This is a genomic window from Hyalangium gracile, from assembly GCF_020103725.1.
GTDB lineage: Bacteria > Myxococcota > Myxococcia > Myxococcales > Myxococcaceae > Hyalangium > Hyalangium gracile.
The window spans coordinates 668,271-692,878 of record NZ_JAHXBG010000002.1; the positions used below are offsets into that span (position 1 = coordinate 668,271).

The 24,608-nt window shown below is 70.1% G+C and carries 17 protein-coding genes; 4 read left to right on the forward strand and 13 right to left on the reverse strand.

Going from position 1 to position 24,608, the window contains the following annotated elements; translation table 11 throughout:
* Nucleotides 1-5: 5 nt before the first annotated feature.
* From KY572_RS06255 to KY572_RS06275, 5 genes are all read right to left on the reverse strand, one after another.
* Nucleotides 6-1,022 carry a biotin--[acetyl-CoA-carboxylase] ligase gene (locus tag KY572_RS06255; RefSeq protein ID WP_224241366.1) on the reverse strand — a complete coding sequence of 339 codons (1,017 nt, stop codon included), beginning with the start codon at nt 1,020-1,022 and terminating at the stop codon, nt 6-8.
* Nucleotides 1,023-1,117: 95 nt separating this feature from the next.
* Nucleotides 1,118-2,443, reverse strand: coding sequence for a homoserine dehydrogenase (locus KY572_RS06260; protein ID WP_224241367.1), 1,326 nt, complete (start codon nt 2,441-2,443; stop codon nt 1,118-1,120).
* A 9-nt stretch (nt 2,444-2,452) separates the two neighbouring features.
* Complete coding sequence (locus KY572_RS06265; RefSeq protein WP_224241368.1) at nt 2,453-3,046, reverse strand: hypothetical protein; 594 nt, start codon at nt 3,044-3,046, stop codon at nt 2,453-2,455.
* On the reverse strand, nt 3,043-3,966 hold the full coding sequence (locus KY572_RS06270; RefSeq protein WP_224241369.1) for a HEAT repeat domain-containing protein: 924 nt from the start codon (nt 3,964-3,966) through the stop codon (nt 3,043-3,045). The genes KY572_RS06265 and KY572_RS06270 overlap by 4 nt, the downstream gene beginning before the upstream one ends.
* A gap of 47 nt (nt 3,967-4,013) precedes the next feature.
* A complete protein-coding gene (locus tag KY572_RS06275) occupies nt 4,014-5,954 on the reverse strand; it encodes an HTH domain-containing protein (protein WP_224241370.1) in 1,941 nt (646 codons plus the stop codon).
* Nucleotides 5,955-6,065: 111 nt separating this feature from the next.
* Between KY572_RS06275 and KY572_RS06280 the strand changes: the two genes are divergently transcribed.
* Nucleotides 6,066-8,255, forward strand: a complete 2,190-nt coding sequence (locus KY572_RS06280; RefSeq protein ID WP_224241371.1) for an outer membrane protein assembly factor BamB family protein — start codon at nt 6,066-6,068, stop codon at nt 8,253-8,255.
* 27 nt (nt 8,256-8,282) lie between these two features.
* On the opposite strand, the gene KY572_RS06285 is transcribed toward KY572_RS06280, so the two are convergent.
* Nucleotides 8,283-9,194, reverse strand: coding sequence for a hypothetical protein (locus KY572_RS06285; protein ID WP_317987822.1), 912 nt, complete (start codon nt 9,192-9,194; stop codon nt 8,283-8,285).
* A gap of 56 nt (nt 9,195-9,250) precedes the next feature.
* Here KY572_RS06285 and KY572_RS06290 point away from each other — a divergent pair, with 56 nt between their 5' ends.
* On the forward strand, nt 9,251-10,285 hold the full coding sequence (locus KY572_RS06290; RefSeq protein WP_224241373.1) for an alpha/beta fold hydrolase: 1,035 nt from the start codon (nt 9,251-9,253) through the stop codon (nt 10,283-10,285).
* A 1-nt stretch (nt 10,286) separates the two neighbouring features.
* On the opposite strand, the gene udk is transcribed toward KY572_RS06290, so the two are convergent.
* Nucleotides 10,287-10,931 (reverse strand): uridine kinase, encoded by a 645-nt coding sequence (gene udk / locus KY572_RS06295; RefSeq protein WP_224241375.1) that lies wholly within the window; start codon nt 10,929-10,931, stop codon nt 10,287-10,289.
* Between the two features lie 216 nt (nt 10,932-11,147).
* Between udk and KY572_RS06300 the strand changes: the two genes are divergently transcribed.
* Nucleotides 11,148-11,516, forward strand: a complete 369-nt coding sequence (locus KY572_RS06300) for a VOC family protein (protein ID WP_224241378.1) — start codon at nt 11,148-11,150, stop codon at nt 11,514-11,516.
* 9 nt (nt 11,517-11,525) lie between these two features.
* Here KY572_RS06300 and KY572_RS06305 read toward each other — a convergent pair whose 3' ends face one another.
* The 3 genes from KY572_RS06305 to KY572_RS06315 all read right to left on the reverse strand — a co-directional run bounded on the left by KY572_RS06305 (nt 11,526) and on the right by KY572_RS06315 (nt 17,258).
* Nucleotides 11,526-12,440 (reverse strand): phosphotransferase, encoded by a 915-nt coding sequence (locus KY572_RS06305; RefSeq protein WP_224241380.1) that lies wholly within the window; start codon nt 12,438-12,440, stop codon nt 11,526-11,528.
* Between the two features lie 465 nt (nt 12,441-12,905).
* On the reverse strand, nt 12,906-14,264 hold the full coding sequence (locus tag KY572_RS06310) for a serine/threonine protein kinase (protein WP_224241382.1): 1,359 nt from the start codon (nt 14,262-14,264) through the stop codon (nt 12,906-12,908).
* Between the two features lie 1,341 nt (nt 14,265-15,605).
* Nucleotides 15,606-17,258: a multinuclear nonheme iron-dependent oxidase gene (locus KY572_RS06315; RefSeq protein ID WP_224241385.1), complete on the reverse strand. Its 1,653-nt coding sequence runs from the start codon at nt 17,256-17,258 to the stop codon at nt 15,606-15,608.
* A gap of 115 nt (nt 17,259-17,373) precedes the next feature.
* On the opposite strand from KY572_RS06315, the gene KY572_RS06320 reads away from it, so the two are divergent.
* Nucleotides 17,374-18,093: a class I SAM-dependent methyltransferase gene (locus KY572_RS06320; RefSeq protein ID WP_224241387.1), complete on the forward strand. Its 720-nt coding sequence runs from the start codon at nt 17,374-17,376 to the stop codon at nt 18,091-18,093.
* A gap of 6 nt (nt 18,094-18,099) precedes the next feature.
* Here KY572_RS06320 and KY572_RS06325 read toward each other — a convergent pair whose 3' ends face one another.
* From KY572_RS06325 to KY572_RS06335, 3 genes are all read right to left on the reverse strand, one after another.
* Entirely contained in the window at nt 18,100-19,377 is a 1,278-nt protein-coding gene (locus tag KY572_RS06325) for a sensor histidine kinase (protein WP_224241389.1), read from the reverse strand.
* Between the two features lie 158 nt (nt 19,378-19,535).
* A complete protein-coding gene (locus tag KY572_RS06330) occupies nt 19,536-20,192 on the reverse strand; it encodes an RNA polymerase sigma factor (protein ID WP_224241391.1) in 657 nt (218 codons plus the stop codon).
* 60 nt (nt 20,193-20,252) lie between these two features.
* Entirely contained in the window at nt 20,253-24,320 is a 4,068-nt protein-coding gene (locus KY572_RS06335) for a protein kinase domain-containing protein (protein ID WP_224241393.1), read from the reverse strand.
* Nucleotides 24,321-24,608 lie beyond the last annotated feature (288 nt).

Consider the following 24,608-nt stretch of genomic DNA (forward strand, 5'->3'; position numbering starts at 1 on the left):
CGGCTTCAGGAGCCGGACGTCGCCCGGGGACGCAGCCGCTCCACGTCTCCCGCCAGCACCCGCTCGACCGAGCCGTCCTCCGTCCGCACGAGGAGTGCACCCATCGTGTCGATGTCCTCGGCCAGTCCCCGGAATTCCCGACGATCGGTGCGCACCAACACATCCTGCCCCAACGTGGAGGACAGCTCCTTCCAGCGCTGGCGCACGGCGTCGAAGCCCATCTCCACGTGCAGATCCAGCCACTCCTCCAGCCGGTTCCACAGCGAGGCGGCGAAGAGGGCGCGCGGCACGCGCTGCCCGCGAGCCAGGGCCAGCGAGGTGGCCGTGGCGCGCAGCTCCTCGGGGAAGTGCTCCTCCTGGGCGTTGAGGTTCACCCCCACGCCCAGCACCACGAAGTGCACGCGCTCGGGCTCGGCCGACAGCTCCGTGAGGATGCCCGCCACCTTGCGCCCTTCAATCTGCACGTCGTTGGGCCACTTGATGAAGGCCTCGGCGCCGGTCTCCCGCAGCACCTCGGTGAGCGCCACCGCCGCCACCAGCGTCAGCTCCGCCGCGCGCTGGGGCGGCAGCTCCGGACGCAGGATGGCCGAGAAGTAGAGGTTGAGCCCCGGCGGTGACACCCACGCCCGGCCCCGCCGGCCCTTGCCCGCCGTCTGCTGCTCCGTCACCACCACCTCGCCGTGCTCGGCGCCGTCGTGCGCCAGCCGGAAGGCCAGCTCGTTGGTGGAGCCCACCGTCTCGTGGAAGTGGATGGTGTGGCCCAGATCGTGCGTGGCCAGCAGCGGCGTGAGCTCCAGCGGCGTCAGCCGATCCGGCACCTCCACCAGGCGGTAGCCGCGCGCCGGCACGGCCTCGATGCGGTAGCCCTTGCCGCGCAGCGCCTCCACGTGCTTCCACACGGCGGTGCGCGACAGGCCCAGCTTGCTGGAGAGCGCCTCGCCCGAGGTGAAGTCCTCACCTCCATCAGCGAGGAAGCCCAGGATCAATGCTTCCTGTGTCTGCTCGGATGACTCGGGACCCACGGCGGCCTCTTCGGAAAGAGGCCTCAGGGTACGTAGGCCCCCCCTCGCACGCAACGGCAGTGGCCTCTCGGGAAGAGCGCCACCCGCCTGCCTGCTCAGCCGCCAACCCTGAGCACCGCCGGCCCTTCCTCGATGCGGATGACCTGGGTGGGAGCGCGTGTGCTACGCAGCGCGTCAATCCACTGCACCGCGGCCTGGATGTCCTTCTCGCGGGCGCTGTGGCTGAAGACGACGATGGTGGCGTGCGGATCCTCCGGCCGAGACGGGCGCTGGAGCACCGAGGCCAGGCTCACGCCCTTCTCGCCGAGCACCGTGGCGATGCGGCCGAGCACGCCCGGCTCGTCGCTCACGGAGAAGCGCAGGTAGAAGGGGCCGCGCCGCTCGCTGGCGGGGATGAGCGGCACCTCCTGGATGTGCGGCGAGCACAGCATGGGCAGCCGGCCCGAGACGCCGGCCAGCAGGTTGCGGCAGATGTCGATGATGTCCGACACCACGGCGCTGCCGGTGGGCAGCGAGCCGGCGCCCAGGCCCGAGAAGAGCGACGCGCCGAGCGCCGCGGACTGGAGCAGCACGGCGTTGAAGGCCCCGCGCACGTCCGCCAGCGGGCTGGCCTCGGGGATGAAGGCCGGGTGCACGCGCACGTCCAGGCCGTCCGGCAGGCGCCGCGCGATGGCCAGCAGCTTCAGCACGTAGCCCGCCTCGCGGCCCAGGGTGATGTCCACCGGGCGCAGGGAGGTGATGCCCTCCACGTGCACGTCCTGCGGAGACACCTTCGCGGCGAACGCCAGCGAGGCCAGCAGGCAGAGCTTCTGCGCCGCGTCCATGCCGTTCACGTCCAGCGTGGGGTCCGCCTCCGCGTAGCCCAGCTTCTGCGCCTCGCGCAGGGCGTCCTCGTAGGTAGCGCCGCCGTCCGCCATGGCCGAGAGGATGAAGTTCGTCGTCCCGTTGACGATGCCGTGGATGGAGGCCACCCGGTCCGAGGCGAGCGCCTCGCGCAGGGTGCGGATGATGGGGATGCCGCCGCAGACGGCGCCCTCGAAGTGCAGGTCCACGCCGCGCGCGAGCGCCTGCGAGAAGAGCGACTCACCGTGAGCGGTGAGCAGCGCCTTGTTGGCGGTGACGACGCTGCGCCCGGAGGCGATGGCCTTCTCCAGGTAGTCCTTGGCGGGCACCTGGCCGCCCATCAGCTCCACCACCACCGACACCTCGGGATCCGAGAGGATGGCGCCGATGTCCCGGGTGATGAGCGAGGCGGGCACGTCCTCGGGGCGGGAACGGCCCGTGTCCCTCACGAGGATGTGACGTACCCGCACCCGCGCGCCCAGCCGCCGCTCGATGTCCCGAGCATGGTCCGCGAGGATCCGGTACGTGCCGAGCCCTACATTGCCCAACCCCAGCAGCGCGATGCCAATCTCTTTCATACTCTCCTCTCAGCCCTGCCCTGGATTCACCTGGTAGGACGTCAGCTCCAGCCGCGTCTGGGGGATGCGCCGGCCGTCGTGCTCGACCTCCATCTGGATGCGCACCAGCCCCACGCCGGGAGCGAAGGTGAAGGTGTTGATGAGCGTCGCCTTCGCGTCCACGCGGTTGCGCGCCTCGACCTGGACACAGTTCTGGAAGCTGCCCGCGGGGACCTGGCAGGGAATGCCCACGTGGAGGATCTCGTAGCGCTCCGTGGACGAGACGGACACCACGTTCGTCCACGTGCGGCCCGGCTCCAGGGGAGCGCGCAGCAGGTAGCGCTTCTCGTCCCGGATCCCGAAGGAGTCCACCATGAGCTGGCCGTTCTTGTTGTCGTGGAAGAAGCCCTCCTCCTGCTTGAGGATCTTCACCTGCTCCTGCCGGTCGGTCCGGCCGTCCAGGGCGTACGTCCAGGTGTTTCCCACGGCCAGCGGGTAGTACTCGGAGAGCTTCGCGGCGTCTGGCGGCTTCTCCTCGACCACCTCGGCGTTGTTCGCGCAGCCGCTCCAGCCCAGGCCCGCCACTCCCAGCAGCAGCCCACACACGACAGAAGAGAGCTTCATCTCGATGTTTGATTCGCGGGGTCCGTCCCTCGCGCCTCCGGTGAGCCGTGCTTGCGTGACGCGTAGAGCGTGTCCAGCGCCTGCTGCGCCGCGGCCTGGATGGCCGGCTGATCATGCCCCTGCGCCACCGTGTACAGATAGGCCTCCGCCTCGCTGCCGCCGATCTCTCCCAGCGCGAAGACGATCTCCTGCAGGAAGCCCACTTCCTTGCCTCGAGCCAGATCGATGAGCGCGGGCACGGCGTTGGCCGCGCGCATCTCCACCAGCGCTCCGATGGCCCGCCGCACCGTGTCCGCCTCGGTCGACTTGAGCTGCTCGATGAGCAGCGGCGCGGCCGACGGGTGCCGGCGCTCGGCCAGCGTGCGCAGGGCGAACTCGCGGATGCGCGCATCCGTGGACTGGAGATCCTGCACCAGCGCGGCGTTGGGGCGCTCCAGCGCCGCCAGCTGCAGCACCGCGGACTCGGACACCTGCTTGAGCGCCGCCTCGAGCGCCGCGCGCAGCGCCTTGCGCCGGCCCTGGGGCGTCTCCGCGTCCAGGCGCACCTCGCCCAGGCCCACCACCTCGTAGCGCTCGGGCAGGTCGCCGCCGAAGCGCTCCAGCACCAGCGTGGCGCCCACCTCGGCGTAGGTGTGCTTGCCGTCGTCCTTCAGCACCTCGCGGGTGAAGGGCAGCTCCAGCGTCATCCGCCACGGGCGCGTCTGGCCCAGGGACTTGCCTTCCGTGGGCTCGAAGCGCCTGGTGTCCTCCAGGGCCTGGCCGAGCAGGGTGCGCACCTGGTCCGGCCCCAGCGCCAGCAAGGCGTTGTCCGTGAGGGTCTCCCCGGACAGCCGCACCTCCTGCACCGGGTAGCGAGACCCCTGATTGCGGCAGGCGCCGAGCAGCAGGACGCAGGCGGTGAGGAGCAGGGCCGGCTTCATGGCCCTCTCAAGGTACCCCACTCCCCCCGCTCGCGTCCCGCGCTGCGTCAGGGGGCGCTCCCCTCGGACGAGCCACCGCTCGGTGGGCTCGGTGGAGGTGGGGGCGGCTCCGACGCCCTGGGCGCTTCACCGCCCGAGGAGGCGGAACTCCCACCGCCCGAAGAGGCAGCACTCTCACCTCCCGACGGCGCGGCGCTCTCACCACCCGACGGGGCAGCCGTGGCGGGCGCGGCGCCCTCCGCGGGGGCTCCGGTGATGACAGGCGTGCCTCCCGCCGGGGTGGTACCGGACGCGCCGGCCTCACCCGCGCGGTTGCCACGGCCGCGGCGACCGCGACGACGGCGGCGGCGGCGCTTGCGCTCACCCGGAGCGCCTCCCTCGGCGGGAGCGGCTCCCTCGGGACGCCCGGCCCCGGACACGAAGGCGCTGGCGGCCTCGAGATCCTCGTCATCGCCCTCCTCGTCCCCTTCCTCATCGTCCTCATCGGACGCGGACGCGGACACGGGCTCGGGGGCCACAGGAGCCGCCGCGACCACGCTGCGCTCCTCCTCCTCGGCCTTGGGCTCCTCGGTGGAGGAAGCCTCCTCGCGCTCGGCCTTGGGCCTGGCCTTGGCCTTGCGAGACGCCTCCGGCTCACCCTCGTCGCGCGCCTGCTCCTTCTTCTCGCGCTGGCGCTCCTCGCGGCGCTTCTGAGCCTCCTCGGCGTCCAGCCGGGCCGCCTCGAAGAAGCGCTCGTCCACGTCGAACAGCTCCACGGTGGTGACGGTGACGGCCGTCTTCGCCTCGAGGAACTTCTCCCCCAGCGCGTCGCCGCACCACAGCATCACCAGCGCGCCGCTGGCCTGGGCCTCGGCGCGCGCGTCGCCGCGCACGTCTCCCGCGCTCACCAGCAGGCCCACCTGCGCCGAGTAGTGGCCGAGATCCCTCCGCAGTTCCTGCACCGTCTTGCGATCGATGGAGGGCGTGCCCTTGAGCATCCGCACCGCGTAGCGCAGCTCCACGCTGCCCTCGCGCTTGCGGGCGGTGAGCAGCGGCCCCTCCTTGGAGCGCTTGGCCACCTTCAGCTCGCGGAAGTGCAGCGCGTGCATCATCTTCACGACGGACTTCTCGAAGGTGCCCACGTCCGCGTCGCCCAGGCGCTTGCGCAGCCCTCGAGCCACCGCGCGCCGCGCGTCCTTGAGCGTCGTCTTGAGCGTGGTGAGCAGCGCCGGATCCACCAGCGCCTCGCCCGTGGCGGCCGCGGGCTTGCCCAGCACCGGGCGCCCATCCTCCAGCGGGATGCCCAGCGCGGCGGCGAAGGCGGCCTGCAGCTCCAGCGGCGGCGCCTCGCTCGGGGAGCCCGCGCGCTCCAGCGTCACCACCTCGCTCGTCTGATTGTTGAAGGCGAACTGCGGGCGGCGGCCGGCGTCGATGCGGCGCTGGTTGTCCTCCAGCAGCGCGGTGAGCACCAGCTCCACGGTGATGTCCTCGCCGCACAGCTCGCGCGAGCGGGCGCGCTCGATGAGCTGCTCGGCGCGCAGGCCGCTCTCGGCCTCGCTGAGGATCTCGAACACCACCTCCGGGAGCGGCGGGAAGCGGCGCTTGCGGCCCTTCTGCTCCTCCTCCTCCTCGCGGCGGCGCTTGCGCTCGCTGCCTCGGCCCGAGACGCGCACGCTGTCGTTGCGCGGCTCCGGGTGGCGCTCCACCGGACGCAGCGGAGGCAGATCCTCCTCCGGGTGCGCCTCCGGGACGCCTGTCTGAGCCAGTGCTTCGGGATCCTCCGGTACCGCCCAGTCCACCAGAGCGAAGGTGTCCTTCGCCGTGACGATCACCTTGCGATCGCGCGTCCTTCGTGCCATCGCGGCCAGCCGCGACAGCATCGTCACTTCAGGTGTCTTCCCGATGTGGGACAGCAGATTCTGGGCGATAGACTTCTCGGTGATTTCCAGGAAGTGGAGGGGACGACCTTCGCTCTCCAGCACTCGGAGCGCGGCCTCGTAAAATGTCATCGACTATTCCCCAAGAATTTCGAACGGTTACAAAAATGTAGGTCCGTATGGGCGGCGGATGGTAGCCACCGGTATTCTGGCTTGTCAACGAATGGGAGATGAAGGGAAAGGATGACCCGGTTCCGACTCGGACAGCGCTGGAAGCGCGAACCCACGGCCCACCCGTTGGATTCCATCGCCCTGGAGCTGGACGGCGTGAATCTGCTGGCCGGAGCGGTGGAGGAGCCTCTGGCGGAGGTGGTCCCCTCCCTGGTGGGGGTGGCGGCAACCCTGCGCGCCGGGCGTCGGAAGCTGGCCCAGGTGTCCCTGCCCGAGGCCAGCCTGGAGCTGGTGGTGCGGCGGGCCGGGCTGGAGGTGGAGCTGAGCGTGGCCAGCCTGGGGCGTCCAGCCCGGATGCTGCGGCCCCCCGTCCGGGTGGAGCTGGAGGAGTTCGCCGAGGCGGCCCGCGAGTGCGGGGAGAGTTTCCTGAAGGACATCTCTCAGGCGGCCCCCGAGGCGCTGCCCTCCTCGGTGGCCGAGGGGCTGAGCGAGTCGCTGCGCCTGCTCAGCGGCGCGGTGAGCACGCCCCGCGAGTCTCTGCCGGAGCCCTTCACCCGCCGGGTGGAGCCCTCCGAGGAGCCGGGCTTCGGCTTCGAGCTGAAGGATCCTTTCGACTTGCTGCGCGCCTATGAGCGTGGCCAGGGAGCGGCCCTGGGCTCGCTGCTGTGCTCGGGCGAGGTGTGGCTGACGCTGCCGGGGCGAGCGCAGGCCTGGCGCGCCACGGGCTCGCCCTTCCTCACCGCGCTGGAGCTGTCCCGACAGGCCGGGGAGCTGGCGCGGGCGGTGGAGCTGGGCGAGCCACGCTTCTCGCTCGAGCTGGCGGGGGTGAGGCCGGGGCTGTCGCTGGAGCTGACCACGAACAAGGGGCGGCTGGGCTCGAGCGCGGCCTTCGCGGTGGACGGCACGGCGCTGGCGGCGGCCATGTTCCACCTGGGGCAGGCACTGGCGCTGGCCATCTCCGAGCGGGAGCGGAGCCAGTCCGGCAACCCCTACCTGGTGGAGCTCACCGAGCGGTGCCGGGAGGGGCTGTCCCACCTGAGGGGAGCCGTCCAGCCTCCGGAGGGAGAGGGAGAGGCCCGGGAGAAGTCCCGCGCCTCGCAGCGCACCGGGCGTCCGCTGCCGGTGCCCGGGCGCCTGCGCCGGCTGCGCTTCGAGAAGAGGTGGGAGCAGAAGGGGCTGGCCGGAGCCGAGTTCGGCCACCTGCTGCTGGGGCGCCAGGGGCCGGTGTTCGGCTCGCGGGAGCAGGCCTGCGCCTTCGCTCGCAAGAACGGGCAGGAGCTGTGGCGGCGCGAGGCCAGCCAGGGCGTGGCGGCCTCGGCGGACGGGCTCGTGGTGACGGCGGACGCGGATCGCGTGTACGGCTTCGTCGGGGCGGGCGCGAGCGCGCGCTGGCTGCACGACCATGACGGGCTGCCGCTGGGGCCGCTGCTGCTGCGCCAGGACGGGCTGCTGCTCACCCTGTCCGACGAGCGCGCGGTGCTGGCCTTCGCCGAGGTGAGTGGCCGCGAGGTGTGGCGCCTGGCGCCTCCGCGCACGCAGCGCAGCTGGCTGGCGACGCAGGGCCACCGGGCGCTGCTGGCCACGGACTCGGGCTACCTGTACGGGCTGGACATGGCGGATGGACAGGTGCGCTTCCGGATGCGCGCTCCCCTGCCCTTCCATGGGACGCCCGTGCCGTGGGGCAAGCGCTTCGTGACGGTGCTGGGCCGGGGGACGCAGCACGCGCTGCTGCTCGCGGACGCGCACAGCGGGGACGTGACGTGGACGCGCGAGTTCCAGCTCTCCCTGCCGTCCGCGCCGCTGCCGGCGAGGACCCGCGTCTACATCGCCGGGGAGCGGGAGCGCGAAGGCATCCTCATCTGCCTGGACGCGCGCGGGCGGGAGCTCTGGGAGCGCACGCTGCACCTGGGCGCGGGGCCGTTCGCGCTCACCGTGCTGCCGCGGGGGGTGCTCGTCACCTCCGCCAGCGGCGCGGCCGCCCGGGTGGACACCTCCGGAGAGCTGGTGTGGCGGGTGGGCGCCGTGGGCGATCCGCTGGCCCGGGCGCTGCCGGCCCGCGTGTCCCGAGGCGTGGTGCTCATCCCCGGAGAGCGGGTGCGCGCGGTGGAGCCCCGCGGGGGACAGGTGCTGGCCGAGGTCCGCGCCGGAGCCGGGCTCATGGCGCTCCAGACGGACTCGCGGCTGGGGCTCTACTTCCTGGATGACGCCGGTACCCTGTCCGCGTACCAGCTCATGTCCCACTTCACCGTCGTGGAGCAGTGAGCCGCCAGGGCCCACCGGCCTTCGGTCTCAGTTCTTCGCCGACTTCGACGGATCGATCTCCTCCTCGGGACGCTCCTCCTCGGTGGCGCCCTCCCACTTCTCACCGGCGCCGAGCCTCCAGTCCGAGGGCACCGAGTCCACCTTCCACACGTAGCTGGCGTCGGCGGTGCCACCCGAGGCGGCGCGCGAGCTCACCTTGAAGGAGATCTCCATCCTCGCCACCTCGTTGGGCACCAGGTCCATGTCGTAGTGGCCCAGCACCATCTGCGGCGGGAACTCGGGGATGTAGCGCTCGGGGTAGTCGATCTTGTTGGCTGGATCTCCACCCTTCATCTCGCCCAGCAGCCGGCCCTTGGCGTCCGTGAGCTTCCAGGCCGTGTCGAAGGTGGCGCTGGTGATCATCTTCTTCACCTTGCCCTCGTCCTTCAACGAGCGCTGGGCGCCCCAGAGTGCCAGCTGGAAGCGCACCTGCGGGGTGCCCTTCACCATCACCACGTCCGCGGTCACCACGTCCAGGCGCATGCCCTTGTCCGTGGCCGTCCACACCGGCTGGTAGCGGCCCTTGCGGAACGTGTCGAACAGCTTGCGCGTGTACTCGTAGACGGCCTTGCGCTCGGCGATCTTGTCGTCCTTGCCGCCCTCGCCGCGCTGCTCCACCTCCTGGATGTAGCCGTCGAACTCCTTGTTGCCCTTGAACTGGTCCAGGTGGGCGTCCACCTGCTCGAAGTACGCCTTGAAGAAGGGTCCCACCTCCTCGCGGTAGGCGTTCTCGTCCGGGTTGGTGCGCATCCACCCTACCCGCTCCAGGTAGTCCTTCTGGATGCGCGCCATGTCCGCCTCGCGCTGGGCCTCCAGGGTCTGGGCGCTCAGCCGGCGGTAGAACAGGGCCGAGCCGACGAATACACCTGCGACGACGACGAGGACACCGAAGTAACGCATCAAGCGGAGACTCTCCTTAGGCGTTCGGGCGCACAGTGATAGAAGAATTCCCCTGCGTGATCCAGGCCACGGGAACCCACCTCCTGACAGTACCGCTCCCCCTCGAGGAGGGAGGCCTGCTCGACGGCACCCAGGTTGCCTACGAGACGTACGGAGAACCGTCCGGCGAGAACTCGGTGGTGCTACTGCACGACATGGCCTCGTCCCATCGGGCGCTGGGGCCGCCGGAGAGCACGGCGTATCAGCCGTCCGGGTGGGGCCGGGAGCTGATTGGCGAGAAGCGCCCGCTGGATCCCACCAGCCTGCACATCATCTCCGCCAACCTGCTGGGCAGCCCGTTCGGTACCACCTCGCCCATCACCGAGGACCCGTTCACCGGGCAGACGCTGGGCCCGGCCCTGCCCCTGCTGTCCACCCTGGACATGGCGCGCGCGGTGGCCGCGCTGCTGCGGGGCATGGGGCTGAAGCGGGTGCGGGCGCTGGTGGGCGTGGGGCTCGGCGGCCTGGTGGCCCTGCGCCTGGCCGCCCTCTTCCCCGAGCTGACGGCGGGAGTGGTGACCATTGGCGCGGCGCGGGCGCTCCCCGAGGCACTGCGGGAGCGGATCGGCATGTTCCACCAGCTGCTCTGGATGGACCCCGAGTTCAAGGAGGGCTTCTATCGGCTGGGCAGCGGGCCCCAGCGGACCATGCGCAAGCTGCGGCTGGAGCACCTGAAGCTCCTCTACGGCCGCGAGTACCTCACCGCGCGCTACCGGGACATCACCGCCGCGGAGAAGGCGCTGGAGGCGGACGCCGACGACTTCGCCCGGACGTTCGATCCGAACGCGTGGATCTTGATGAGCACCGCGTACGCGGGGTGCGATCTGACGGAGTACCTGCCGAAGGTGCAGGCGAAGGTGCTGCTGATCGCGGGCGCCTCGGACATCCTGGCGCCGCCGGCGCGGGTGCGCGAGACGTACCACCTGCTGAGCGCCGCGGGAGTGCACGCCCGCTACCACGAGTTACAAGGCGCGGGAGACCACGGCGCACTGCTCACCGAGACGCGCCGCATGCACGGCCCGGTGCGCGACTTCCTGCGGCGGCTGCGCTGAGCTACTTCGGAGCGTGAGCCCCGGCCATCAAGGCCAGCCGGGCGCGCAGGGCCCCCACCAGCATGCTGATGGCGATGTCGTTGTTGCCGCCGTGCGGGACGATGATGTCCGCGTGGTGCTTGGATGGCTCGACGAAGCCCATGTGCATGGGGCGCACGTGCCGCAGGTACTGGCTGACGACGGAGTCGAAGTTGAAGCCGCGATCCTTGATGTCGCGGGTGAGGCGCCGGAGGATGCGCAAGTCGTCATCCGCGTCGACGTAGATCTTCACGTCCAGCTCGTCGCGCACCTCCTTCATGTGGAGCACGAGGATGCCCTCGATGAGGATGATGTCCCCGGGGTCCACGCGGACGACCTCCGGGTGGCGGGTGCAGGTGCGGAAGTCGTAGACGGGCTTGTCGATGGCCCGCCCCTCCTTCAGCTCGCGCATGTGGCGCACGAGCAGATCCGTCTCGAAGGCGTCCGGGTGATCGAAGTTGACCTGCCGTCGCTCCTCGAGCGGCATGTCCTGCAGATCCCGGTAGTACGAGTCCTGATCGATGAAGGCGACACGGCAGTCGGCGAGCGCTTCGCGGACCTTCCGAGCCACCGTGGTCTTGCCCGAGGCGGTGCCGCCCGCGATGCCCACGACGAGGGGTAACGACATGGCGCGCACCTACCGCAGCGGGCAGGCCAGTGCAAGGCTCTGTCGGGAACCCGATACCTGTTCGAGAGCCCGGACCCTACTGGGTGGGCGTCTCGCTCCTACTCCCCTGGTCGGAACAAGCGGAATAAGCAGAAGGCCCGGATGGGCTCAGCCTGGAGTCGGAGCTGGCTCGGGCGTCCTGGGTGCTAGGGTCCGGCGGCCATGGGCGTCCGGCGCATGTTTCCAATGCTGTCCTGCGAGAACCTGGAGCGCTCCCTTGGCTTCTACCGGGAGCTGCTCGGAGGGACTGAGACGTACCGCTTCCCGGAGGACGGGCCGCCCGCGTTCATCTCGCTGAGGCTGGGGGAGTCGGAGATCGGGCTGGGGGCCATGGGCTCGGGGGCCCCGCTGCACGGGCAGGCGCTGCGCCCGGCGCAGGGGCACCGGATCGAGCTATGCGTGTACGTGGAGGATGTGGATGCCACGACTGAGCGCCTGCGGGCAGGAGGCGTTCCGATCGTGCTCCCTCCGAGCGATCAGCCGTGGGGCGAGCGGGTGGCCTACGTGAGCGACCCGGACGGTAACCTGGTGATGCTCACCCGCTGAGGCTTCCGGCTACCCGGCGGCGCCGAAGCGCAGCGCATCCCGGCCGACGCGAGCGATGGCCTTGTCTCCCTCGCTCTCGCCGTACAGGAGCAGCGCCACGCCGTAGTGGAACGCCCGGAAGCGCGCGCGATCCCACGTGGCGGCGTCGATGGCGCCGTAGGCATTGCGAAAGGCCTGCCGGGCTTCGGGCGGCAGGAAGGTGAAGGCGAGCGTCAGATCGATCGCCGGATCTCCGAGGTGCACGTCACCCCAGTCGAGGATGCCCGTCACGGTGTGGTGCTCATCGACGAGCAGGTGCCGGGCGTAGAGATCTCCATGGACCCAGCAGGGGCGCCGCATCCAGGGAGGCGCGTCGATCAGCCGCGAGAGCCAGGAACGGATCGCTGCTCCGTCCACGTCGGGGTGCTCCGCCTCCACCTTGGCGAGACGCTCGAGGATCATCGGCGCGCGCTTGCGCAGGTCGGCGCGAGCGAGCTCGTCTCCGGGTCCTTGCGTCAGGGTCTCATCGTCCACGGGGATGCCGTGCAGCGCCGCCAGGAACTTCCCGAGCGGCGCGGCGTTGCGCTGACGCTCCTCGGGCGTCCACTCGAGGGCGCACGCGGTCACTCCCTCGAGCAGGGCGTACCCGGCGAACGGGTACGGGAAGCCCTCGTCCGGATGGCCATGCCACACGGGCTCGGGGATGCGCAGCGGCAGGTGGTGGGCCAGCCGGGGCAGGATGCGGCCCTCGTTCTCCAGCAGGCTGATGGCGACCCTGCGGCGAGGGAAGCGGAACACCCAGCGTCGATTCACCACGTACGCGGCATTGTCCCAGCCTGCGCCCAGCGGTTCGAGGCTCGCCGGGGCGAGGTCCGGGAACTGGCGCTCGACCAGCCGGGCGGCTTCCTCCTGCGTCAACGCGATATCCGCCTGCCAGACCGCCATGGTTGGAACGTACGCCATGTGCGAGTCCGCGTCAGCGGCACGGCGCCCCGTCCACTTCCCAGCTGAGGCCCACTCCCCACTAGTGGGGAGTGACCGCCAGCCGAGGCCCGCTCCCCACTAGTGGGGAGTGACAGCTGCACCTTCCACGTTCTCGGACGGTCTCTGTCGTGAGCCGTTGAACCATTCCCTGTCTTTTCGCGGCGTTATTGGCCCCCTACCCTCTAGAGGCGGCCGGCGTGTGAACCCGATGCGCAAGCGTCTAGGGGCCACTTGGCGCCCGGCACCTTTCGTCCGGACTGGCTCCGGAAGACCCATGGGGTAGGTTTTCAGGAGACATCATGACTCATCGCTGAAGCTCGCCACGTGGGGACGCACGGTCGATCCTGACGCTGCTGTGGCTCTTCGGGTGCGCCCCTCCACCCTCGCTCCGACCGGGCCCAACGCAAGAGTTCTCGGCCGTGGTCCTCACGGCTCACCCGAGGTGGGCTGGCGCGGGCCTTCAATAACGGCCCTGAGGCACTTGCCCTCGTACTCATAGCCTGCCGAGTCACAAGGCGGCTTCCCCTCGAGGATGGACCAGCACACGCCGAGGACTTCACGCTCGAAGCGAGGAATGCAAGGCGCCTTCTTCTGCCCGGGAAAGGGGGTCTTCGGAAAGCGGGCTGCGAGGATCGTGTACGGGATGACGTCCTGTGGGATCGCTGATGTGGCAACAAGGGCCGTATCTCCGACACCCGCATCCGGGGCATCGCGCGACGGCCCTTCCTGCACTACCTCCGCGAAACTGCCTGACTGCCGAGGCGGGAGGTGCCGCAACACCAGCGCGCCACCCACGAGCAGCGCCACGGTAGCGAGGGCCGCTCCAGCGGGAAGCCACGGGGCCCGTCTGCGCTGCGGGCCGGGGTTGCTGGCCCTGTCGGTGTCCGCTGCATTGGGCGTCGGCTCGATGGGGGCGCTGGCCTCCGGCTGCTGCGCGGCATGCCCCAGCGCGGCAGCCAGCGACGAGGCGCGAGGACGACGAAGCGGCTCCTCGGCCAGGCACGCCAGGAGCAGCGCGTCGAGGCCCGAGCTTACCGTGGCGAAGTCCTTCGGAGGGAAGAGCCGGCGCGGCGGGCCGGACACCTCCTCGAAAGGCGGTGGGTAGGTGCCCGTGACGAGCCGGTAAGCGGTAACGCCCAGGGCGTAGACGTCATCCGCGCCCCGAGGCTCGTACCTCTCCCCAGAGAGGCGGTGCGCCCAGTGCCAGCGCAGGCTTTCCGGGCTGCGATAGGAGGTGGTGCCTGGCCCGAGCGAGTTCTCGGTGACAGGCGTGGCCCCGCGGTGCACCGCACAACCCCAGTCGAGAAGGACGGCACGTCCCCCGGCGGTGACGAGCACGTTGTCTCCCTTGACGTCCCGGTGCACGCCGCCCAGAGCGTGAGCGGCAGCCAGCGCGCTAGCGATCTGTTCAAGCACCAGCAACACCTGGCGGCTCGTCCTTCGTGCACCCCGGGCCCACTCGTACAGCGGCACACCCTCCACCCACTCCATGACGAGGTACGGGTACTGCGCCCCGGACGACGGCGAGTCCCACCAGCCCCGGTCCTCGAAGCGCGGCACCGAGGAGTGCTGGAGGCTCTGGAGCAGCGCCACCTCGCGCGTGAAGCGCGGGTCATCCGGCGTCACGGCCACCTTCAGCGCGAAGGGCCCGGCGTCGGAGTGCCCGGCTCTCTGGGCTCGGAACACCACGCCGAAGCTGCCCCGGTCGTGCCGAGCGCGGATGAGCCAGGGGCCTACGAGCATCCCAGGCACCAGTTCCGCGTGCATCGCCTCCCTCTCAATCACGGCTCCCTCCTATGCGGTTGGCAGCGAGCGACCTTACCCTGGAAGTAGCCTCGGGCAAGAGACGAAGTGGCGGAGGGTCGTGGGAGGTTGTGCGGGTGTGTTGGGCTTGCCCCAGTTTCGTGGCTCTCCCGCACTTCGTGTGGAGCACACAGCGAGCAGCACACGGCGATGCAGGCTGATGGCAACCCTGCGGAGAGGGAAGCAGAACACCCAGCGTCGATTCACCACGTACGCGGCATTGTCCCAGCCTGTGCCCAGCGGTTCGAGGCTCGCCGGGGCACGATACCGCCGGAGGCTTTGATGCCAATCCCCAGGCTAACCGTCTTGCGTATCAGGTCGATGTGACTGTCTGAGGCCGAGACCCGCTCCCCATTGGGGGAGTGACAATGAGGCGACTCCGGCTGCACCGTCCACGATCTCGGACGGTCTATTCCGTGAGTTGTTGAAGCACCTCCCTGTCTTTTCGCCGTGTTATCAAATTCCCCCTGGCCGCCAATTGTCTCAACCCCCGGCAATCTCAGAGATTTTCTGGACCGTCTCGCAGTTCGGACGCTCCGTCCACGCGCACGGACGGTTCCTGGGAGCGTCTGGTCGCAAGTGGCCGTTTTCTCAGTAGCCCCGGCGGTGGCGCGCGGCCTGCATCAGGTCCCAGCAACCGCACGGTCGAGCGGCTGGGTCGCAATGGTGCGTCTCTCATGAGGGAAGAGCCTCTCATCATACGTCCGAACGTGGCTCCATTCCCTCCCGACCAAAGAGGATCAACAATGAAAAAGCTGCATGCAGTGGTAGGAGTCGCAGTGGCGCTGTCGCTGGCGGGGACAGCTGCTTGGGCAGGCGCTAAGACTGTCGTGCCCGTCACGATCAGCCCCTCCGCCTCGACTACCTGGGTCAGCGGCACCATCGGCTCAGCCCGCAACAGTGCGAATACCAACGAGACTATCGGGTGCGCCTTGTATGCATACAGCAACGTGTCCGCACCATCATCCATTCAGTGCTATGCAAGGAATGCGGCTGGCACTTACATCTCTTGCACGTCGACTGCGCCAGCCCTCGTGAATGCGATGTCGGCCATTACGAGCGACTCCTACATCACGTTCGTGGTGGACACGAGCGGGAGCTGCACCCACGTGTACATCAACAACTCTTCATATTTCGAGCCCAAGGCCCCGTAGGAGCATCCGCAAGGCTCTAGAGGAGGCGCGCCTGCGCCTCCTCGCTCCAAGTGTGACACAGCTCCAATACACCGATGAGGCGGTCGCTCGGCGCTCATCCGCAAGCGAAGGGGACCGTCCTCAATGCAAGCCCCTGATTCGAGCCCGAGAAGCTTTCCGCTGGCGCGGCTCACCCGCGCCGCACGAGTCCCCGGGCCATGGCCTCGGCGAGCAGCGCCGGAGCGATGTCCTTCTCCAGCACCGGGCCGTTCGTCAGCGCGCGCAGCACCTCGGAGAGCACTGGCGGCGCCGTGTGCACCTCCATGCCCCCTCCCCGCTTGCGACGAGCCGCGAAGCGCCATGGCCGCGACACCGTCCGCCGTGCCGCTTGCGCCAGTGCCTCCAGCCCGCTCGACTCCACCACCCCGTTCCCCCAGGCCCGCCCGGTGAGGTGTCGGCGCAGCGCTCGCGCCGAGTACACGAGCTCGGACAGATCCGCCGGGAACGTCCCCACCCGCACGTCCTCCGCGAGCCCCACCTCTCCCGCCTTGGGTGGCGGCACCGGCCGCTGCATCAGCGTGGGCAGGAACGTCTCGAACGACAGCGCCGCCGCCGCCGCCGCGCCCTCGTCCGGATGCTCCCGGAGCCGCCGCCGCGCGTAGTCCAGGAACGCATGCCCGAACGACCGGCCCGAGCCCTCGAACAGCTCGCGGAACTCGTTGGACAGGGTGAACGACAGCAGCCCCTCGCGCGTGCCCGCCAGGATCAACCGCGAGATCGGAAAGTCCTTGTCGAGCTGCTCCGCCACCACCGCCAGCCGGAAGTCCGTCTCCGCGACGCTCCCCTCCACGTCATCGGACTCCACCGCCCGCCGGATGCCGTAGCCCAGGTCGAACAGCTCCCACGGCCTGCTCACGTTCCCCAGGGGCGGCGGCACCGCCTGCACGGGCGTCAGCCGCAGCGGCTCACGCTCCCCTCGCGGCACCAGGCTGCGCAGCCGACGCAGCGTCAGCATCGCCACCTCGGGAGGGTGGCCATCCCCCTCGAACGTCACCGCCCGCAGGGACGTGCACCGCGGCAGCACATGCTCGAGCAGCTCGAACAGCTCCTCGCGCACCGGCTGCGTGTGGTCATCCACGTAGAAGCGCCGGGACCACCGCCGCGTCACCACGCCACCGGCGATGTGGATCTCGATGATCCGCTCGAACGGGAAGCCCTCGAACCCCGCATCCAGCGGCAGCTCCGAGGCGAGCTGATAGCTCAGCAGGTGCCCCAGATCCAGCAGCAGCGGCAGCCCGGTCCGGGCCTGCAGCCGAGACATGAACTCGAGCACGTGCATGTCCCCGCGCCGGGCCATGACCGCCGGGTTCTCCAGCGCCAGGGGCACGCTCAACCCCGCCTGCACATGCAGCGCGTGCGCCGCGCAGTCCTGCAAGCCCTCGTTGGTGAGCGGCGGCGTGACATAGAGGTAGCCCGGGAAAGGCTGCCCACCCGAGTGCCACCACCCCACGTCGTTGCCCACCCACGCGCTGCCCACCGTGCGCGCGTGCGCATCCAGGTCCGCGATGTCCGTCTCCGCCTCGAGCACCGGCCCGTAGAGGTTCAGGTGCACCGGGTGGAACAGCACCGGCACCTCCCGGAGGCGCCGGAACATCTCCGGAAACAGCGTCGCGTGCTTCTTCGTCTCCGCGATCGACAGCGGAGCGCTGTACTCCACGAAGTCGAAGAGCTCGGGCTCCTCGTCGAGCAGCCGGTATGGGTGGGGCTGGTCAGCGGCGCTGAGGTTGCTGCTCAGGCCGAGCCCTCGCCAGGGCAGCGTCCAGGATTCGGGGGATGGAGCCATACCCCTACCCTAACCGAGCCCCTCGCCTCCCTCACCCATCTCGCAGCCAATGAACGTTGAAAGCCGGGCAGCGGTAGCTGGCACTCGTCTGGCGGCTGCTGTTACACGGATGGCCATGTTCCATCGCAAGGGTCCCACGTTGATTGAGCTGGCGAGACAGGCACTGAGCTCGGTGGAGCAGGGCTACGATCTGCTCGCGCCCAAGTTCGAGTACACGCCCTTCCGCACGCCGGATCCGGTGCTGAGGACGACGATGGAGCAGGTGGGGCCGCCGCGCTCCATCGATCGCGCGCTGGATCTGTGCTGCGGCACCGGCGGCGCCATGCGCTTCCTGCGCCCGCTGTGCCGCCAGGAAGTCGTGGGCGTGGATCTGAGCCGCGGCATGCTGGACGAGGCCCACCGGCTGCTCGCGGATGCCCCCGGCGACGCGAGGATCACCCTGGTCCAGGGCGACGCGCTGGAGCTGGGCTACACCTCCGAGTTCGACGTGGTGACGAGCTTCGGAGCCTTCGGTCACATCCTCGAGCAGGACGAGCCACGGCTCGTCGAGGGAATCGCCCGAGCGCTGCGTCCAGGAGGCCGCTTCCTCTTCATCACCGCGCACCCGCCCTCGGTGCTCAACCCCGGCTACTGGATGGCCAAGGGCTTCAACGCGGCGATGCGCGTGCGCAACGCCCTGTGGAAGCCCCCCTTCGTCATGTACTACCTGACGTTCCTCGTCCCCAGGGCCCGCGAGCTGCTCGAGGCCCAGGGCTTCGAGGTGGACGTGCGGGACAGGCTCATGCCGCCGCCTTTCACGCCCTTCAGCATCGTCGTGGCGACGAAGAAGGCCTAGCCCCGCTCACGCCACGGCGGCTTCCGGGCGGCTCGCGCTGATCGGCAGCGCGATGCACATCCGCGCCCCGCCCTCCTCGCGGTTCGTCGCCGTCAGCCTGCCGCCAAACTGCTCCACGTACTCGCGCGACAGCACCAGACCCAGCCCGGTCCCCTTCTCCGGGCCCTTCGTCGTGAAGAACGGCTCGAACAGCCGCGCCAGCACCTCCGCCGAGAAGCCAGGGCCGTTGTCCTCGATGAGCACCTGGACGGTGCCGCCCTCGACGCGGCCCAGGACGAGCACCTCTCCCTCCGAGCCCCGATGCGGCTCCACCGCATCCCCCGCGTTCACCAGCAGGTTGAGGATCACCTGCGCCAGCCGCCGCCGCACCACGTACACCACGGGCAGATCCGCGGGCACCTCGACGCGGAGCTCGGCCACGTTCTTGAGCCGGACCGACGCCAGCCGCGACGCGTCCTTCACCACCTCCGCGAGCGAGCAGTGCGTGGGCTCCTCCGTCGCGTCCATGCGCGAGAAGCCCTGGAGATCGGAGACGATCTGCCGGATGCGCTCCACGCCGCTGCTCACATCCTGGAAGGCCTCGCGCAGATCCTCCTTGGACTCGACGGCCGAGGCCATGAGCTCCTTCTCGATGAAGCCCAGGTTGGAGCGGACGTAGGCGATGGGGTTGTTCAGCTCGTGGGCCACGCTCGCCGCCAGCCGGCCGATGGTGGCCAGCTTCTCGGACTGGGCCCGGCGGTGCTCGCTGAAGGCCAGCTTCTCGAGCGCCTCGCGCCGCGCGCGCTCCAGGAGCATCGCCTCCTCCGCGTGCCGGACCTTGCGGAACTGCATGCCCCCGTAGGTGCCGAAGAACATCATCACCATCAGCATCGCGCCCCACATCACGCCCTGGAGCGCCGGCTCCCCTCCCGCATACACGAGCCACCCACCGCCCAGCGCGCTGACGACACCGCACGTGACGGCCGACGCCAGCGTCTCGGAGGACGTCAGGGCCAGGATGAGCGGCAGCGTGGGGAAGAAGTAGAAGTACGGGCTGTGCGTGCCCCCGGTGAACACCAGCAGCCCCAGGTAGCAGAGCGCGGACACCACCCCGTAGCCGCCGCCCACCCAGCGCGCCTGCGCCAGGCTCACTCGCGGGAGCATCGCCCCGCTCACCATCGTCGCCACCCCCCACGCCACCCGGATCCCCAGCAGCTCCCACTGGGAGTGCCCCAGGACCATCAGGTCCAACCCGTACAGCCCGACGATCAGCACCGAGAACAGCAGGTTCGTTCTCTGACGCACCCACCCACCCTCGCTCGCTCCTGCACCGCGACCCATCGCTCCTCCCGTCGCCGAGAGCCTGGGAGGTTTTTCATTTTATCGCAACAAGTCGGGATTTTTCCGTTATTGATACAACAGTAACATCAGGGAGCGAGGAGGGGGACGAGCGCTCGCCGTGCCTACCCGACGGGATCGGCGGAGGCCTCGTCCTGCTCGATGAGGCCCTGCTCGATGGCCATCTGCCGCAGGTGGACCTTGATGCGCTGGAACTGCTGGCGCAGCGCGGTGGCCTTGCGGGTGACGGCGGCGCTCGTCATCGGCTCGTCCGAGTCCCACATCACCCGGGCCACCTCCGTCCACGCCAGGCGCTGATCCACGCGCAGCATCAGCAACATGCGCTCATCGGGCTCGAGGCTCTCGCGCAGCGCCCGGAAGCGCTCCTTCACGGAGGTGCGCTGCCAGGGCCGGGTGTCGGAGCGGTTGCCCAGCGGAGCCTCGGGGATGGCCGAGGAGCTGACGGGCGTCTCCCGGGCCGACGGCGCGTGCACCAGCTGGTAGCAGGCGTTGCGCGCCAGGCGATAGGCCCACGTGCGGAAGGAGCTCTCCCAGCGGAACGACGGCAGCCCCTTGAGGAGGCTCTCGCAGAAGACGCTGAAGGCGTCCTTGGCCAGCTCCGGGTTGTGGAGCACCGAGGCCATCAGCCGCATGATCTCCATCCCGTAGCCCTGCAGCGCGCGCTCCACCGCCCCCGCCGTGTCCCCCCGCAGACACAGCTCCCGAATCTCCTGCTCCAGCTGCTCGCGACCGTTCGACATCGTCGTCCCCTGTGTGTCCATGGCTCGTCTCCCGCTGGCTGGAGTGGCGAGCCCGCCCCTGTGATGGCCAGCGCTTCCCCCCTAGTGAGGCGCCAGAGTCGGCCGTTCGCTCCCCAGCCCACGGAGCTGGCGCTCCAGTGCCGCCTCCACCTTCCTGCCGAACCCGTGCGAGCCCTGCCTGCGGGCCACGTCGAGCGCGTGCATGAAGGACACCGTGGCCGCCGCGTCGTGGCCGAGAGCCCGGAGCAGCTCGCCCTCGATGCGGTGCAGCTCCACCTCGTAGGAGCGCTCGCCGAGCGCGTCCGCCCACCCCAGGGCGTGGCTCACCGCGGACAGGCCCTGTGAGTACTGCCCCAGCTTCAGGTGGTACTCCGCGAGCATGCCGAGGAACAGCGGCATGCCGGCGCGGATCCCCGCGTTGCGCCACTTCCCCAGGTTGGCGCGCAGCAGCGCGAGCGCCTCGCGGGGGAAGCCCTGCGCGGACAGCACCCAGCTCTTGATGAAGACGGACCAGCCCAGCCACAGCCGGAAGCGGTGCTCGGTGGAGATGGCCATGCACCGCTCGGCGCGCTCCTGCGCGCACTCCAGCTCTCCCCGGAGCTGACAGGCCAGGGCGGTGTAGGTCAGCGCGAGGGCCAGCGTGTGGTGGTGGCCTATCCGGTCGGCCAGCGCCAGCGCCTCGTGGCCGTAGGCGCGCGCCCTGGCCTCATCACCGGTGACGGAGTGGACGACGGAGCCATAGGCGAGCGCGGCCACCCGCGGATCCACCCACTGCTTCACCGCGAGCTCCCGGTGCTGCTCGAGACTCACGTCCGAGCACTCCAGGGCGCGCTCCAGGTGCGCCACGGCGGTGGGCATGTCCCCCCAGGTGAAGAAGTTGGTGGCCATCATCCGGTGGCCCAGCGAGAGCATCTCGCCGCTGTGCTGGCGCTGGCCCACGTCCACGAGCAGCTCGGCCAGCTCATGGGCCACCTGGAAGCGGGCGCGCATGAAGTAGTACGCGAACGAGCCCCAGGTGGAGACGCGCAGGCCCGGCAGCGCCTCCCCCACCTGGTGGAACAGCTCCAGGGCGCGGCCGTAGGTCTGCTCCACCTCGCGAGCGCGCACGCTGCGCGTCTGCATCAGCGGCAGCCCCAGGCCCACCAGCAGCTGCAGCTCCTGCTCGGGGCGTCGCGCCTCCTCCGGCAGGCCGCGCAGCAGCTTCAGCGCCTGGCTCAGGTGGCTGATGGCCTCCACGTTGGCCGAGCGCCGGCTGGCGCGCTCTCCGGCCTTGGCCCACATGCGGATGGCGGGCTCCACCTCTCCCGCCTCCGTGTAGTGGTGGGCGAGCATCTCGGGCTGCGTCTCCGCCAGCTCGGGGAACTGGGCGGCCATCACCTGGGCGATGCGCCGGTGGTACTCGCGCCGCGTGCGCCGCAGCAGGGACTGGTAGGCCGCCTCCTGGATGAGCGCGTGGCGGAACTGGTACCGGGGCTCGTTGGTGTCATCCCCCGGCTGGAGCAGGCCGGCCTGGATCAGCCCGAAGAGATCCTGCTCGAGCGCCTGCTCGTTGCGTCCCGACAGCGTGGCCAGCAGGGCATGGCTGAAGCCGCGCCCCACCACGGCGCACAGCTGGGCCAGCGCCTTCTGCCGTCGGGGGAGCCTGTCCAGGCGCGCCAGCAGCAGCCCGCTCAGGGTGAGCGGAATGGAGGAGGACTCGGAGCCCGGGGCCTCTGGGCCGCCCCGCTCCACCACCATGCGCGTCATCTCCTCGGCGAAGAGCGGCACGCCATCCGTCTTCGCCACGAGCTGCTCGATGGTCTCCTCCGACAGCGAGTGCCCGCTGGCCGCCTGCCGCACCAGCTCCGCGCTGAGCTTCGGCGCCAGCCGATCGATCGTGAGCACGTGGAGCCGGTCCGTCCTGGGCCACGCGTGCTGGAAGTCCGGACGCGCGGTGAGGAAGACGCAGATGCGCGATCGCTCGATGCGCGTCAGCAGCACCCCGAGCAGCTCCAGCGTCGAGGGATCGGCCCAGTGCAGATCCTCGACGACGGCGAGCACGGGGCCCTCCTCGGTCATCTTCAGCAGCAGCGTCGTGAGCGCCTCGAGCGTCTTCTCCTTCAGCCGGTCTGGCGTGTACCGCAGGTGCGGTGAGCCCTCGGTGACGGGCAGCGCCAGGAGGCTGGCCAGCAGGAACACCTGCTCCGCCGGCAGCCCCGCCGCCCGCATGCGCCCCTCCACCTTGCGCAGGTTCACCTGCGGGCTCCCCTCGGGATCCAGCCGCAGCAGGTGCTGGATCAGCTCGATGATGGGATGGAAGGCGCTGGTGCTGAACTGGACCCAGCACTGGCACCGCAGGCGGATCGCGCTGTCCGCGGGGACACGCTCGCGCAGCTCCAGGACCAGCCGCGACTTGCCGATGCCCGCCTCTCCTCGAAGGAGGACGAAGGCGCCCTGCCCCTCTCGCGCCCGCTCCCATTCCTCGAGGAGCCGCCGCAGCTCGGGCTCGCGGCCCACCAGCGGAGTGAGCGGGCCCTGCTCGTGGGTCCGCTCGAAGCGGCTCACGGTGCGCTTTTCCCTGAGCAGCTGGTGGACCTCCAGCTTCGTCACCCCCGACAGCCCCTGGAACGAGCGCTGCCCCAGCGGCTCGGTCCTGAAGGCGCCACGCACCAGCCGCCAGCTGGTGTGGCTCATGCACACCGCATCCGGCTGAGCCTCCCGCGCCAGCCAGAGGGCGATCTTCGGGGCCTCTCCCTGGAGCGCGGAGGTGCGCCCGCGCAGCTCGGTCGGGAGGTTGTCCAGCACCACGGTGCCCGTGTGGAGCCCCACCTTCACGGTGAGCTTCCGGCGCGGCAGGTACGGCAGCTTCTGCTGGATCGTCGTGCCCAGGTGCGAGGCCAGGTACAGGGCCGCCCGCGCCGCCTTGTCCGCGTCCTCCTCGCGCGCCTGGGGGTAGCCGAAGCAGGCGAGCACCTCATCCCCCACGAACGTGGTGATGAACCCGCCATGCTCCTGGATGATCTCGGAGCAGGACTGGTGGAAGGCCCCCTCCAGTTCGCCGAGATCCTCCACGTCCAGGTGCTCGGCGAGGCCCGCCAGATCGGCCAGCCAGCACGCCACCAGCGTCACCTGTCTCCGCTGGGGGGCCAGCCCGCGAGGCTCGTCCTTCCACGGCGTCAGGCTCTCCTCGATGCGCCGCAGGCGCTCGCGGACCTCCGCGATGCTGGCGATCCGCTTCGCGGGCTCCTTGACCAGCATGGCCGCCACGAGCGCATCCAGCTCCTCGGGCAGCTCCGGGGTCCGCTCGCGCATGCGGGGCACCGGCGCCTGGGAGAGCACCCGCTCGCGCAGCTCCACGAGGCTCGTCTCCATGTAGGGCGTCTCGCCGGTGAGCAGCTCGAACAGGAGGACTCCCACCGCCCAGATGTCCGTGCGCTCGTCCTGTCCCTCGCCGCTCCACTGCTCGGGCGCCATGTACGAGGGCGTCCCGGCGGAGGGCAGGTTCGGCACCGAAGGGAACGCGGTGGCGGTGAGCCAGGCCAGCCCGAAGTCCAGGAGCTTCACCTGGCCCCTGCGGGTGAGGAAGACGTTGCCGGGCTTCAAGTCCCGGTGGATGACGTGGTGCTCGTGGGCATGGGCCAGGCCCGCGACGACGCCGCCGATGATCTCCAGGGCCCGCTGGACCGAGGGCTGCTCGCGCTGCATCAGCGCCGAGAGACACTCACCCTCCAGGCACTCCATCACCAGGAATGGGACGCGCGGCTCCCAGGACGCGCCCTCCCACTCCGAGACGTCGAAGATTCGGACGATGTTCTCGTGATCCAGCTGGGCGATGGCGCGGGCCTCCTGCCGCAGCAGGGCGCTGAGCGGCACCTCGACGAGCACCTCGCGCGGGAACAGGAACTTGAGGGCCACCTCGCGCTGCAGCTCCTTGTCCCGGGCCCGGAGGACCACGCCCATGGCGCCGCCGCCGAGCCGATCCTGGATCTCGAAGCGCTGGCCGTCCACGCCGCCCATGCGCGCTCCAGGCTCGGGGACCCGCAGCGGGACGGAGACGCGGGCCACCTGGTGCAGCAGGGAGTCATCGAGGTCGGCGTCGTCGTCGGCCTCGCTCCACGGATCCTCGGATCCGGGCGCCTGCTCGTCTGGATGCTCCTCTCCTTGATGCATTCCTCTGCCCTCTGGTCCTTCCCCGAGACCCTCGGCGCAGCGTCTCGTCAGAGGTTAGGAATCCTGGTGAGGCCGAGCAACGAACCTGATCCGCGGGGCGATGCGTGCCACCACCGGGCGCGCGAGCAGGCGGGAGCCCGCTCCAGCCCGCGCCACCCGCCAGGACAGGCAGGCTTCCGCGAGGGGGGCCACACATCCTGTTCCAGGAACCGCACGTACCTCATCACACCGGGAGCACCCAGACTCGATCCAGACAGAACGACAACGAAGGAAGCAAGGCGGGCGACA

Coding starts and splice junctions, on each gene's coding strand:
- KY572_RS06260 (WP_224241367.1), bottom strand. CDS start 2,443: ATGAAAGAGATTGGCATCGCGCTGCTGGGGTTGGGCAATGTAGGGCTC.
- KY572_RS06265 (WP_224241368.1), bottom strand. CDS start 3,046: ATGAAGCTCTCTTCTGTCGTGTGTGGGCTGCTGCTGGGAGTGGCGGGC.
- KY572_RS06270 (WP_224241369.1), bottom strand. CDS start 3,966: ATGAAGCCGGCCCTGCTCCTCACCGCCTGCGTCCTGCTGCTCGGCGCC.
- KY572_RS06275 (WP_224241370.1), bottom strand. CDS start 5,954: ATGACATTTTACGAGGCCGCGCTCCGAGTGCTGGAGAGCGAAGGTCGT.
- KY572_RS06280 (WP_224241371.1), top strand. CDS start 6,066: ATGACCCGGTTCCGACTCGGACAGCGCTGGAAGCGCGAACCCACGGCC.
- KY572_RS06285 (WP_317987822.1), bottom strand. CDS start 9,194: ATGCGTTACTTCGGTGTCCTCGTCGTCGTCGCAGGTGTATTCGTCGGC.
- udk (WP_224241375.1), bottom strand. CDS start 10,931: ATGTCGTTACCCCTCGTCGTGGGCATCGCGGGCGGCACCGCCTCGGGC.
- KY572_RS06300 (WP_224241378.1), top strand. CDS start 11,148: ATGTTTCCAATGCTGTCCTGCGAGAACCTGGAGCGCTCCCTTGGCTTC.
- KY572_RS06305 (WP_224241380.1), bottom strand. CDS start 12,440: ATGGCGGTCTGGCAGGCGGATATCGCGTTGACGCAGGAGGAAGCCGCC.
- KY572_RS06315 (WP_224241385.1), bottom strand. CDS start 17,258: ATGGCTCCATCCCCCGAATCCTGGACGCTGCCCTGGCGAGGGCTCGGC.
- KY572_RS06320 (WP_224241387.1), top strand. CDS start 17,374: ATGTTCCATCGCAAGGGTCCCACGTTGATTGAGCTGGCGAGACAGGCA.
- KY572_RS06330 (WP_224241391.1), bottom strand. CDS start 20,192: ATGGACACACAGGGGACGACGATGTCGAACGGTCGCGAGCAGCTGGAG.
- KY572_RS06335 (WP_224241393.1), bottom strand. CDS start 24,320: ATGCATCAAGGAGAGGAGCATCCAGACGAGCAGGCGCCCGGATCCGAG.